The organism is Scopulibacillus darangshiensis, assembly GCF_004341035.1.
GTDB lineage: Bacteria > Bacillota > Bacilli > Bacillales > Sporolactobacillaceae > Scopulibacillus > Scopulibacillus darangshiensis.
In genome coordinates this window covers 98,678-111,848 of record NZ_SLXK01000007.1, presented here as the reverse complement: position 1 = coordinate 111,848, position 13,171 = coordinate 98,678, and the positions used below count along the sequence as shown (strand labels likewise).

Annotated in this window: 11 protein-coding genes and 1 pseudogene; all 12 read right to left on the bottom strand. The window is 36.6% G+C overall.

What is annotated here, in order from left to right:
• Positions 1-241: 241 nt before the first annotated feature.
• The 12 genes and pseudogenes from EV207_RS07280 to EV207_RS07225 all read right to left on the bottom strand — a co-directional run bounded on the left by EV207_RS07280 (position 242) and on the right by EV207_RS07225 (position 13,169).
• Complete coding sequence (locus EV207_RS07280) at positions 242-2,029, bottom strand: asparagine synthase-related protein (protein ID WP_132745171.1); 1,788 nt, start codon at positions 2,027-2,029, stop codon at positions 242-244.
• A gap of 9 nt (positions 2,030-2,038) precedes the next feature.
• The gene (locus EV207_RS23885) at positions 2,039-2,362 is read right to left on the bottom strand and encodes a lasso peptide biosynthesis B2 protein (RefSeq protein ID WP_424511354.1); all 324 of its coding nucleotides are present in this window, start codon (positions 2,360-2,362) and stop codon (positions 2,039-2,041) included.
• Positions 2,363-2,421: 59 nt separating this feature from the next.
• Complete coding sequence (locus EV207_RS07270) at positions 2,422-2,700, bottom strand: PqqD family protein (RefSeq protein ID WP_132745167.1); 279 nt, start codon at positions 2,698-2,700, stop codon at positions 2,422-2,424.
• Positions 2,690-3,202 (bottom strand): hypothetical protein, encoded by a 513-nt coding sequence (locus tag EV207_RS07265; protein ID WP_132745165.1) that lies wholly within the window; start codon positions 3,200-3,202, stop codon positions 2,690-2,692. Before EV207_RS07265 ends, EV207_RS07270 begins: the two co-directional genes overlap by 11 nt.
• Positions 3,203-3,214: 12 nt before the next feature.
• On the bottom strand, positions 3,215-3,754 hold the full coding sequence (locus tag EV207_RS23880; RefSeq protein ID WP_165886856.1) for a MauE/DoxX family redox-associated membrane protein: 540 nt from the start codon (positions 3,752-3,754) through the stop codon (positions 3,215-3,217).
• 332 nt (positions 3,755-4,086) lie between these two features.
• Complete coding sequence (locus EV207_RS07255; protein ID WP_132745161.1) at positions 4,087-5,067, bottom strand: LCP family glycopolymer transferase; 981 nt, start codon at positions 5,065-5,067, stop codon at positions 4,087-4,089.
• Positions 5,068-5,195: 128 nt separating this feature from the next.
• A pseudogene (gene tagH / locus EV207_RS07250) lies at positions 5,196-6,098 on the bottom strand (teichoic acids export ABC transporter ATP-binding subunit TagH); the annotation flags it as partial.
• A 12-nt stretch (positions 6,099-6,110) separates the two neighbouring features.
• Positions 6,111-6,917, bottom strand: coding sequence for an ABC transporter permease (locus EV207_RS07245; protein ID WP_132745157.1), 807 nt, complete (start codon positions 6,915-6,917; stop codon positions 6,111-6,113).
• Complete coding sequence (locus EV207_RS07240) at positions 6,914-8,197, bottom strand: nucleotide sugar dehydrogenase (protein ID WP_132745155.1); 1,284 nt, start codon at positions 8,195-8,197, stop codon at positions 6,914-6,916. The genes EV207_RS07245 and EV207_RS07240 overlap by 4 nt, the downstream gene beginning before the upstream one ends.
• A 262-nt stretch (positions 8,198-8,459) precedes the next feature.
• Positions 8,460-10,586 carry a glycosyltransferase gene (locus EV207_RS07235; RefSeq protein ID WP_132745153.1) on the bottom strand — a complete coding sequence of 709 codons (2,127 nt, stop codon included), beginning with the start codon at positions 10,584-10,586 and terminating at the stop codon, positions 8,460-8,462.
• 10 nt (positions 10,587-10,596) lie between these two features.
• On the bottom strand, positions 10,597-12,738 hold the full coding sequence (locus EV207_RS07230) for a CgeB family protein (protein ID WP_132745151.1): 2,142 nt from the start codon (positions 12,736-12,738) through the stop codon (positions 10,597-10,599).
• 2 nt (positions 12,739-12,740) lie between these two features.
• Positions 12,741-13,169: a hypothetical protein gene (locus EV207_RS07225; protein WP_132745149.1), complete on the bottom strand. Its 429-nt coding sequence runs from the start codon at positions 13,167-13,169 to the stop codon at positions 12,741-12,743.
• Positions 13,170-13,171 lie beyond the last annotated feature (2 nt).

The following is a 13,171-nucleotide window of genomic DNA, read 5'->3' as shown; positions in this document are numbered from 1 at the left end:
TTATAAAAACATTGGCTGATGTTTTTTAGGTTTTTAAATCAATGTCAGGATAGGGTATTAATAGCAGCGTTCTTTATAGTAACTGCAGTCTCCTGATCCGCACTCGGGATACCCACCAAGGCACTTTGCTTGAGTTTTATCTACTGCTTTACCTAGATCAACAATTGTTGGACTAACATATACTTTTTTCATGAATAATCATCCACCTTTTTATTGTTTTATCATCAGCCAATGTTTTTAGCTAAATTAACTTGCCCTTTAGCCATATTTCTAAAGCTAAAGCCCTCATTATAGAAGGAAATTCAATAAAATTATCAAAAGAGCCTAAGTAGTATTTGTCAAGCTGGATCTTTAGTAATCGGGGTTCAATCCATCCTAAGTCCCCTAAAACTTCAAACTTTATATAAGGTTGTATATTAATCCATTCATTTTTAAAGCCTTTCACAAATAAATTGGTATGAGCACCTTTATCAACTCTTTTTCTTAGTTCCTCAGGTAAGATATTTTTCATAGATTGCTGTAATAGATATTTTCTATATCCAGATCTAATTTTTAAATTTATTGGTAAGCCTGCCATATACTCCATTAACTTTATGTCTGAAAATGGTGCTCGATAGTCTATATTATTTTTAAAATATAAATATTGATTAGACCATTCATGCCCTGCCCTTTTTATAATAAAGGTATAATAATTTATAATATCTTCATAATTAAATTTCATATTCTCAATATCTAACAGTTTTCTGTTACTATCCAACTTAATCCAATTTGGTTGTCTTGACTTTTTGTAAGAATTCGAAACAATTGGCTTTAAACTATGTTTATATATCAATTTAAAAAACGGAACATTTTCTTTTCTATTCCATTCCTTTAAATCCTTACTATAGTTAATAAATCTCCCTTTTAAAAATAACCTAGAAAGGTAATTTAAGTTCCCAAAAAAAAGCTCATCACCTTTTGCTCCCGATAAAACTACATTTATATTTTTTTCTTTCAAATATTGAGGTATGGCCGAAGCAAAAGAGACGTTAAATAATGGATAGGGTTCATCTAGATTTTTAGTAAACTCTATACTGTCCTTAAAAAACCAATTATCATCCGCTTGGATTACTATTATCTTTCTCCCATACTTCTCCTGTATCATTTCTATATAATTTTTTTCGTTTCCATACCTATCATTTAGATGAAGAAAAGCTGGTACAAAATTCTTTTTTGCAACCTTACCCTTGTTTAACAAATCCTCAGCAATAGTATATATGGATGAGGAGTCTAATCCTCCACTTAATGAAAAGCCAATTTTTTCATCCGAAGAAATAGATGCGTTAACTGATCTGCTTAATAATTCTAAAAAGTGTTCAATATATTCCGATTCTTTACTGTACTCGATAATTTTAAAATCAAAAGTATAATAAAATCTTTTTGAAAGCGTGCTGTTTTTTAAAATAACGATCTGGCCAGCTTCAACCCGATAGATATCATTGTAAGCTGTTTCATGATTTGCCTCGGGTAGTGAAACCAGAAATTCTTTAAGAAAGTTGTTATTGATCTTAGAATCATTATTTACTTTTAATATTTGATTAATGTTTGAAGCCCATGTCAGAACGCCGTCCTTATATCTATAAAATAAACTTCTCATACCGACTCTGTCCCTAGCAAGAATGATAATATTACTATGATGGTCGTATAACGTTATCGAAAAATTACCAAATATATATTTGATAAATGATTCGTTGTGTCTTAAATAGGCTATAACAATAAGTTCTTCATCAGTTACCGATTGGTTATTTAAATTGAAACTTTTAATCAATTCTCCCCTATTTGCTATAAAACCTTCAAACATTAAAAGTAATAACTTCCCATTAACACAAAATTGCCTTTCAACTTTTTTACAGCAGTTCATTCCCATTGCTATGGATTTTTCCGTAAAATTAAATTCATATAACTCATTATTTTGGTCCAACATTTTCCTTAATAAATTTGTTGCTCTTTCAGTAGGTAGGCCATATATTCCAGCAATTTTACTCATCATTCCACCTTACTATACCTTATAGATTAATTTATAATTATTTTTCACAGAATCTTTATCATTTATTACTTTACCAGAAAGTTCAACCCATGCGTGTGCTAGAAAAATATCCGTAGATACACCAATACACAAATTTACCGGGACTCCTCTTTTTACTAGTATATAAAAGCTAATGATAGACTGATGTAAACATTTAGCCTTTTCTTTAAGTGGGTGCTTATCACATGCTGTGTTTACAACGTCGCACATTTCATAGATTGGTTTAATATCGCAAATACTATCTTTAAATTTAATTCTGCTTTTAACTTTTTTTAATCTGTTACATACAAAATTCATACCTATAAGCCGCAAGAAAAAGTCAACTAAAAATATATAAATATAAATTTTGAACTTAGTCATTTTAGTTTAACTAACCCTTTTAAAAGCATATCATTTAAAAACCTTTCTAAATCCTCCATGATTAAATTTTCATCGTCTATTTCATATTCTTTTTTTGTTTTAGAAATAATTTCTTCAACGGTTTTCCTTTTTTTAAACTGTTTCCAAAAGAAGGATCCTACATTATTAATTCCGAAATAGTGACCAGTTTTTAAATTCAGTATTATAGTCTTGTCATCACCTTCAGTTGTATAAATGTTCTTTTTTATACTGATTAATAAATTCTTATTTAGCATTCACCATACTCCTTTCCCTGTTCCAAAAAGAATCTAATAAATCTTGGAAATTATGTAATTCATAAATAAGTTCTCTTTTCTTTACTTTTCCATTTTCAATAAGAATTGCGGTAGGTACAATATCAATACCATATAGTTTAAATGCTTCCTTTTGTTTAACTACTCTGAACATTTGATCTTCCTTTAGGAAACTTTTATTATCTTCATAAAATATTATAATTTCGCAACTAAAATCAGGTTCTTTATTTCTTATAAAATTAAGCAATTGATTACAATTATCACAACCTGGATTTATAAATAATAAAATCAAACTTTTATTATTACCTATTTCCAACAAGTTGTCTCCGTTTATCTTTATATCAGGTGCATTATCACCTACCTTTACTTGTTTTAAATGATGTATTTGGAATGTTATCTTGGTTAAAGTTTTTAAAATATATCCAAGAGTAAGCATTATTATAATTAGTAGCAAATAAATAATTACTAAATTAAGAATTTGCATTCCACATTCTCCCTACAAATATTCCTTATTTACTTTAAAATTTGTTTTAATAAGGAATAGGTTCTTCGAGCATAACATTAATAAAGTTGCTATAAATAAACTAAAGAGTTGATTAAGACTAAATATACCAGTTAAAATTACGGCTCTTTTTGTAAATAAAAGTGTTATCACTAAGGCAAGTAGTAACAAATTTCTTAAAAACATCATTGGTGAAATTCTACTATTATTTAGAAAACCCCCGCAACCACATTCAATCCTTCTTTTATTAATTAGATTGATAGAAATCGCATATGTATAACAGGTTAATAAAAAAACTGCCACATAATAAGGAATGTTCCAATCTGTAAATGACAATCCAACAAATATGTATATCTCACTAATACAAGTTATAAAAGCAGTGTTAAATATCGCTTTTTCCCTATTAAACCATTTTAATTCATAGGATTTAATTACCAAAAGGAACCTTTTCCAATTAGTAATTTTATGGAATGCTGAACCAATGAATATTAGAACAATTAAATCATGTGTAATATTAAAAAAAAAATTGATCATATAATCACCATTTATGGAAATATTAAATTCCTTACTAAATATTAACATGGAATATTTCAGAAATCAATAAATTGTTTGACAAAAAGTTACTAAATTTCACATTAAAATACTAGACTTGATTCATTCTATCTAAGTGAAGAAAGTTATTTTTTATGCAAACAAAGAAATCAAGTCCTTCTGGGTTCAATAGGAAACTACTGATTATGATTTGCCCTTATAAGTGAAATATCCTTTACACGCAAGAAAATCAAAATATGTAGAAATGCTAAACAAAAAGACCGACCTAAGTAAATCCCCTTTTGGGAATTTTAGGCCGGCCAAATAGCTAACATTTAATTCTCTGTCTTGTACTTAGACATATCCAGTTGTCCATCTTGTTCATCCTGTATCATATTATGGACTTTCGCCTTTTCTTGATCGGAGACGATCACATATGATCCTCCGTCAATCATCTGAGGTACGCCATGCACCTCGTAACTGTATATATTCTGGCGGCAATCCCGGTAATTTTGAGCAATGTCTTTCATATCGTCAAAGGTCAAGCTGGTTTTAACATTGCTGCCAATTGCGTCTAGTATTTCTTTTAAATTCCCCACTGAGCGGATGCTTGCCCCTTTTTTAACAACAGCCTGGATAACCTGGCGCTGTCTTTGGTTGCGTCCAAAGTCTCCCCTTGGATCTTTATGGCGCATTCGGACATAACCAATCGCCTGTTCGCCGTTCAAATGAATGTCACCTTTACGGTAGTGGTAACCTTTCTTGTAGTACCCCTCATCAATCCAGCTTAAATCATTATGCACAGTGACACCGCCGACGGCATTGACAAGATCAACGAGTCCCTCCATGTTCACTTTGATCACATCATCGATCTTTATATCCATGAAGTTCTCCACTGTCTTCATTGCCATTTCCGTACCGCCATAAGCATAAGCTGAATTGATCTTGCTCGTTGTCCCCCGTCCGGCAATCACAGTCCGCGTGTCCCTTGGAATGCTTGTCATAAGCAATGAATTTGTTTTGGGATTCAACGTAGCAACGATCATGGCATCTGAACGGCCTTTATCATTTGGACGCTCATCTACCCCTAATAATAGAAGATTAATTGGTTTGCCTTCTGAGAATGTCTTATTTCCTGAGCCAGTGTCTATATTAACATGCATTTTTCCTGCAGTTTGTTTGATCGCATCATATGTGCTGTAAGCATAGGCGCCCCCGCCAAATAATAGCAGAAGCACAAGAAGGCCAAGGATCTTAACGAGCCTTTTCGGTTTAGACTTACGTCTTTGATGCTTTCTCTCATATCTTGATTGCAATGCTATCCTATCCTTTTTAAAAGTATTTCCGATTCTTATTCTTCTTTATCTGTATGATGTTCTAACATCAGTACCTTTTCTGCAAAAAAGCTTTTCATTTGGTTAAACGAAAGTGTCGGCTGGGCAATGCTTAAAAATCCGCTTATAACTAGGGTACAACATAATAGGCCAAACCCCAAGCCTTTTTTTGCAAATAACATTTTTTGGACATTTAATGCTTTGTATTGCCGTTGACCAAAATCGTCAGCATCACGCAACTTAGATTCCTTTTCCCGTATCGCCCTTTTTTTATCCGCAGACTGACTATTATATTCTTTTAAAAAGGTGAGATAATGATTGATCACTTCGTCACTCGATCCATATTCTTTAACCTGCCCATAATGCAGCCACAGCACTTTATTGCAAAAATCCCTGACCTGCGAGATAGAGTGGCTTATAAAGAAAATCGTTTTGCCTTTTTCCTTGAACTCTGCCATTTTGGCAATGCACTTATCTGTAAAAGTCTGGTCCCCAACGGAAAGCGCCTCATCAATAACAAGGATATCCGGATCAATATGAACCGAAATTGCAAAACCCAGTCTCGCCTTCATACCGCTTGAATAGGTTTTGACCGGCTGCCCGATAAACTTGCCAATATCAGCAAATTCAATCACTTTAGGAGTGATTTCCTTGATCTTCTTCTTATTTAAACCAAGCATAAGTCCTTTCAATTCGATATTCTCTAACCCCGTAAGCTTCATATTTAATCCCGATGATATAGCAATCAGCGCGGCATGGCCATTTACTTTGGCTTCTCCTGAACTCGGCATCGTAATGCCTGATATTAAATTTGACAACGTGCTTTTGCCCGCGCCATTTAATCCAATTACCCCGACAATCTCCCCTTCATCGACATCAAAGGAAACATTGCGAAGCGCATAATGCTCATTCCCTTTCTCCCTAAATCTAACCATATCTTTAACCCTGTCTACCGATCGGTTATACATCTTAAATGTCTTTGTGACAGCTTTAAAGCTTACTTTAGAACTCATGACACATCACCCTTATAAATGATCAACAAATTGTTTGCGGAACTTGATATGAAATGCAGCGCCGATCAGCATTAGCACAATGGTAAAGTTCCAAAAGTAAAGCGTTTGAAACGAGAAAAAGGCTTCTGCATTTGTCTTGAGTAGTGCCGCACGATAGCCTTCCACAACGTAATAGAATGGATTTAAGTGAAAGACCACTTTGAAAAACATCGGCAAGTGTTCCGATGGTGTCCATAATATTGGTGTTAGGTAAAAGAGCATACGGACAATCGATTGAATGAGCAAATGAATATCACGCAAAAGAGTTGACAGTGTTGATGTCACAAAGGACAAGGCGACTAAGAAGCATGTCGCGGCTAAAATAAAATACAGCAGCTCGGGGAAATCGATTGTCTGGAAACCGATGTATAAGGAAAAAATAAGGCTGATCACCGCGAGTATAATGACATGATGATACAATTGGGCATGGACCACAAAGGTTGGGACAATGCTCAAAGGAAAGTTCATTTTGGATATCGTCCCTAACCGGGCATGAATGGCATTCGACCCCTGTGTAATAGATGAGCTTATGAAGAACCATGGCACGACACCGCTGATCAGCCACACAAAATAGGGAACGCCGTCAACCGGCGCCCCGCCCCGAATTCCCAGACCAAACACTACCCAATAAACCAAGATTTGAATCATAGGATTTAATATAACCCAGATCAGACCTAGAAAAGTGCCTGAATAAGTATTTTTCAATTCATAGAGTGACAGTCTGTTAATCATATAGATATTTTGATAATGTTCTCTAAAAATCATTAAGAAAGATTTCATACGTATGCCACACTTTTCTCCTTACGCTTATGCAGATTGCCAAAATGATAAAGCTTCATTGAATGACTGTTTTCTGCAGGGATGCAGTGGCGTGTATCAAATAAAAGCGGCGTTCTCATTAATTGCGCAAGAGAATCATAATCCAACTCCTTAAATTCATTATGATCCGTTAACACAAGAATCAGATGGGCATCTTTTACTGCGTCCTCACAGGATACAAAATCAAATAAAGCTGACTTAACATGCGGATCATGAACAGCTACTTGCACCCCGCTTTTCTTTAATAATTGAATAACATCCATAGCCGGACTCTCGCGGACGTCATCGACATTCCCTTTATAAGCGGCACCGAACACGGCAACTTTCGGATGATTGATTCCTTCGACCAAGGTGTGGGTTTGCCTCACAACATATTCCGGCATAGACACATTGGTTTCCCGTGCCAGTTGGATGATTTTCGCGGTCTTCGGCGCCTTTGCGGCTATGAAATAAGGATCGACAGCAAGACAATGGCCCCCTACACCTGGACCAGGATGATGGAGATTCACACGCGGGTGTTTGTTGGCCATCTCCACGACATCGAGCACATTGACCTCTAAGTCATGACAAATTTTTGCCAATTCATTAGCAAGCGCAATATTAACATCCCTGAAAGTGTTCTCCATAAGCTTGGACATCTCAGCGGTTTTGGCATCTGTTTGGATAATTTCTCCCTTGACAAATAAGCCATAGACCTTGGCTCCCGCTTTCATGCAAGCAGGGGTTACCCCGCCTACAATACGATTGTTATAGATGATTTCGTGCAAGATTTTACCAGGAAGCACCCGTTCTGGACAATGTACAAGAAAGAGATCCTCACCTATGACAAATCCCGCTTCTTCAAGCATGGGCTTGACATAGTCGTCCATACTGCGAGGGGCAATGGTCGATTCGACAATCACAACGTTGCCTTTTCCGATATATGGTGTGATTTGCCTTACGGCTCTTAATACATGCTGCAGGTCACATGATTTGTACCCATCTTCCATATTTGGCGTTGGCACGGAAATGATAAAGACATCCGCTGCCTCTGGTCTTAAAGAGGCGCGAAAAGCACCCTTTTCGACGACTTCTTTTGTTAAGTCACAAAGCCCTGGTTCCTCAATATGAATATTGCCATTATTAAGCTGATCAACGATTTCCGGAAAAATATCTACCCCTACCACTTCAGCACCGTGCTTTGCAAAAACAACTGAAGTTGGAAGTCCAATGTAACCTAAACCCATGGTGCATACTTTCACAATGCTAACCTCCCTAGATCATTAACTATTCCTTACGACACTTTCATCGTAGCAACATTGTGTAAAATAACGATGAATAAATAGTTAAAATAATGTAAAGGAGGGATTTTTATCATAATAAAGAAAACTTGGCTTATCGCCAAGCTTTAATGGCGAAAACCTTAGTTGCCCTTATACTTTATTCCGCTTTTTCGCTTTAGCGAACTTAAACATTCTTAAAGTATAAAAAAGCCTTAGGCAGCAAAATCGCCGCCACTAGACTTTAAAGGACGTTAGTCATTAGTTTTTCCAATTTACCTAACACCAAAGCAGTATCAAAATACTGTTTTGGATAGTCTTTAATAGAGCTGTTATCGTGGCTTTTATTTGAAATAAAGTCAACCATGTCATCCTCATTTTCGAATATGAATTCTTTAGGATAAATGGTTTCAGCGCCCCTCCAGTGTGAAACAACTGGTGTACTCCCGGAAGCCATCCCTTCCATTGGAGCAAGGTGAAAGCTTTCAAAATCACTAGTCGATAAGACATACCCTATTTTTCTCAGCCATTCATCGACATCATTTCCATGCTGATCAAAAATAACATTTTTACGCCATGGTGCTGATTTAATTCGTTCAAAAAGGTTATCATAGTACGCTTTTTCCGTATCTCTTTTCATTAACCAATCGAGCTCATGGGGCAACTTACTCTTGACAAATAATTTATATCTTTTTTCCTTCTCCCATAGTTTTTCAAAGATGTTAAGCGCCCTGTCAAACCGTTTTAGACTTGGAAGAATGCCGCATATGCCCAAATTAAATTCGATCTCATGTTCCGCTAATTTTGGATGGTCAAATTCCTCTGTATCGACCATGTTATAAATCATCACCATTTTATCTCGAGGCACTTGACATACTCTGTGAAATTCTTCAAAAATGTAAGGCGACACGGCGATGACCTTATCGATGTGATCCATCGTGAATTGTTTTGGATATACCGTCTTGCGCTCTTGAGCATGCATTCTTACAATCAGCTTTTGCCCTGGTTTCTTGTGGTTTGAATACCAGACGGCATTTCCTAAACCCCACTCACAGAAGATAATGTCCGCCCAATCCAAACATGATTTACTGGCTATCTCGTCATGCTCATTGTGGCCAGTCCACTGATCAACCTTCACTTCGAAATTGGGATGGTTTCTGAAATACTCAACCCCTTTTTGGATGAACTTGAAATCGTGCCCGGCAAAAAGCAGCTTGATTCTATCCCCATAATACTGCCATAATAACGGTTTTAACCGTTCGCAGGCTGCCGTATAAGTAAATGTCCTGCACGCTTCATAAACCCTCTTGGCCGTTTTTCGATAGAGCTTCCGATTATTTAAGATGTCCGAAGTTTTGCGGACAACATCGTCTTCCGAATCAACAAATAGGGGATAATCTTGCCCAAGAAGATCCTCATGCATCTTGGTTCGGCGGAGGAGCACCGGCGTGCCTTGCCTTCCATACTCCAATAACTTTGTCGATAATTCTACACTGTCATGATGATCAATTCGGCTGCTCCGCCAGCTTATACCAATATCCGACTTGCTTATAATCCTTAAAGATTCATTGCGGGAAACCGCACCAAACCATTCAAGGCCAACCATATTTCTCATACGATCTGCCAATTCCTCTTTTTGATCAGCGAGCGCCCCTTGAAACTTATTTCCAACAATATTTAAGGTTGCCGCCAGATCCTTCCCTTGTAATCTTGTAAAAGCCGAGAGAATCTCCTCAGTATACCAGTCTTTTGCAAATTTCCCTGTATAAACGAGTGTGTTATGATGATTTCTAAAGTCAGGCTGTTCTTCGTAGTCAGGGATCATCGGTGACAAGATCGCAAACTTATCTCCTTTGACACCAAGAATACTTTTTAGCAGATCCTTCATTTCCTGTGTCTGAACAAACATATTGGAGGATAAATTGTAAATTTCTTTTAATTTGTTCCTTTCATTCTCATTTATTTTTCCCTTATCATGAGTGAAATTTGTAATATAAGGTATCGTTTTCGATATCAGAACTGTCTTCGCCATTTCTTCAGCAATGTCAAATCCGCGAATAATAATACAATGATAGTGATGTTCCTCATCCAATTCTTCTATAACTCTTGCCGCTTCCCCGCAATTCATTCGATAGGGATTTTGAAAAGTTTGCGAATGTGTTGCTTTATATGGATCAATGATATTTATTTGTGATAATGCTGCCAGCTCTTCAGTAAAGTCTTTATTTCTGATTCTCGCTTTAAGCAGTACATTAACCTCAATATTTTCATCTTTATTTAATACATGGGCCATTGATGAAAGCCAAATCGTCGAACCATCCATTATATTCAGATCAATTTCACCGTAAAGTAAAATCTTAAGCTTTCTCATGCGAACGCTCCTATTTTTCTATCATGTCGACCATTTGCTGGTCCAGGTTTTTTCCATTTTTTATAAAGTTATATTTATCTGTACTGAACAGCCGGTATCCCTTTTTAACATAGGGATTTAACGATTGACACGATCTTATCATGTCTAAAATTTTGTAAAGGCGTTCCCCTCTGAACATCTCAGTTTGGGAAATTGAAGCGTCAATCGATAGGTCATTAACATAACTGTATTCATTGTCATCGCTTGTTTGGGATAATCCCTTATTAGCGATATCATGATGAAAATAACAATTTTTCCCTACCACTTCCGCCTTGCTGTATTCAATAGCAAAGCTTAAGTCCAATAAGTAATTCTCCCCATAGAAATGGTCAGGATGAAAAAATGCAATATAGCGCTCCTTAACAAGATCACTAAGCCTGCTGTACTGATCCATATAACTTAGAACATAGCACGTGATATGTTCGTTATTATATTGATTTAGTATGTCCGCAGATCCGGGGAATTGGTCCAGGAATACAATTAACCTTTTCGGCTGCAATGTCTGTTCTTTAAAATAATGCAGGATTCTTTCGAATTCTTCAGCCGATTGTACAACGGAAACGACGCTGATTTTGGGGGCTTCTAAGCAAATCCCAATCCCCATTTTTGCAAAAATATCTTTTATTCTATGTTTATACGTATGATTCAAATAAACCTCCCGAATGCCTTCCAATGCTTTCTCTCTATAAAAATCCTCATCACTCATAAGCTTTTCTAAATTCATTCTGAATGCCTTTTTATCACTTGAGGTGATGACCAAATCTTTAAATACCTTTTTGACGCCGAGTGAAGCATTAGAAATGACAGGGGTCCCGCACGCAAGGCCTTCAAAAACACGTCTGGAGAACATTGTCGGTGAATGCTTGACACTATTGACGTTCAGCATCACTTTATACCCTTTATAGGCTTTATCAATTTCATCGTATTGCAGGCTGCTTATTATATGGCTTTCGAACCGCTCCGGAAAGCTAAAATGGGTTGTACCCTGTTTGTTTTTTTCATAATTACGATCGTAAATATCCAAACCATAGGGCAGTGCCATATCCAAAACATCTTCCATATCTTGTTTCCGTTCTGGATGACGATTGGCATAATATGATCCGGCAAAACAAACTTTATTTTTTCGATGATTGAAGGTTTGTATAGGGTTGTGAAGCTTAGGCTCTGCAGAAAAAGCCAAAGGATAAACATGATCATGGCCAGCCCTTTTCTGATACTCGGGAATCATATTGGTGTCTGTTGTAAAAATATAGTCAAACATCACTGCTGAATCGATAAATTTATCAAAATGAATGGGATCCTCCTTGTTCCAAAAAACAGTTGGAATACCTGCATCCCTGCACCATTGAATGAGATCAATGAGCGGTATTTTGTCTTGGGTTTTATATTTTGCAATGCGATATTGCCAGCTGCCATGATTCCCCTGCCATGCCGATTCGACAAACAGGACATCAGGCGGGTTTTGTTCTAACACATCAAACCAATTGTCCGGGGTGAAGGTTATCAATTTTACTTCCTCTTGATAACAGCTCATGGAAAATTCATCGAAAATGCAGGCCATTTTCAAGTCCGAGATCTTTTGAGGCGCTTTTTGTAAAGGCCTTTTATTTAAAAACGCTGTCCCCCGCTTTTTGATCCGTTTAACAACCAAGCCTTCAATAATCCCCAGGCCTTCGCCTGTAACCAACAGCGTGATCCCAATTCTGCACGTATCCGCAGACAATTTGATCCGGCTGGATGATGGGTTCAACTCGAAATGGTGTGTATTTAACATGTCCTCATGGGAATACTCTGTCAGCAGCAACGACAAATGAATAGGACCAGTTGTTTCTCCAGAAAAAGCCACTTCGAAGGTTTCTCCCTGAAGTATTTTCAGGCTGGTTTCCGGCAAAAAGTTAACAGCATTGCCATCATATTCTGTGTTGGATAGGGTATCTGCTGAAGAGATGACAAGCTGATTGTCCTGGCTTCGCAAAAAAATATGATCTGATTCGGAATACCAGTTTTTTTCGTTGAAAATCACCCTGCTATCTAAAAAATAAGGTTTTAGATCATCTAAAATCTCCTTTTGAAATCTTTCAATCTCTGCGTGGAGAACCGTTAAATTTTCCAAGCTTAACTTCTCCTTCTTGTCAGTCGTTTTCGGATTTTCCAGTACATTGTTGTAAGCTTACCTAGTTTCGATTGTTTTAAAGAATGATATTTTCTTGTTAATTGCACGGTTCTCCGCTCCAAGGCCTCCATTTCTTTTTTTAAATGTGCCGCCTCTAGTTGGAACCTTTTCTTTTTTTCGAGCTCACTTTGAAGCATTTCAACAATTTTCTTTTCCTGTTCTAAAATATCAAATGTTTTTTCTTTAAAAAGGATATATTCTTTATTTAATTCCTGATATCTTTTGCTTTGTTCAGCCAAAAGCTGCTGTAATTCATTCTTTTCACTAAGTTCAAATTGAGCTTTGTCTCTTAGCTGCTGCAGCGGATCATTGCTATTCCCTAATTCTGAAGCAATATGCTGTAAATCCCTTTCCCGGACGTCACTTCCCAAGC

Coding starts and splice junctions, on each gene's coding strand:
- EV207_RS07280 (WP_132745171.1), bottom strand. CDS start 2,029: ATGATGAGTAAAATTGCTGGAATATATGGCCTACCTACTGAAAGAGCA.
- EV207_RS23885 (WP_424511354.1), bottom strand. CDS start 2,362: ATGAATTTTGTATGTAACAGATTAAAAAAAGTTAAAAGCAGAATTAAA.
- EV207_RS07270 (WP_132745167.1), bottom strand. CDS start 2,700: ATGCTAAATAAGAATTTATTAATCAGTATAAAAAAGAACATTTATACA.
- EV207_RS07265 (WP_132745165.1), bottom strand. CDS start 3,202: ATGCAAATTCTTAATTTAGTAATTATTTATTTGCTACTAATTATAATA.
- EV207_RS23880 (WP_165886856.1), bottom strand. CDS start 3,754: ATGATCAATTTTTTTTTTAATATTACACATGATTTAATTGTTCTAATA.
- EV207_RS07245 (WP_132745157.1), bottom strand. CDS start 6,917: ATGAAATCTTTCTTAATGATTTTTAGAGAACATTATCAAAATATCTAT.
- EV207_RS07235 (WP_132745153.1), bottom strand. CDS start 10,586: ATGAGAAAGCTTAAGATTTTACTTTACGGTGAAATTGATCTGAATATA.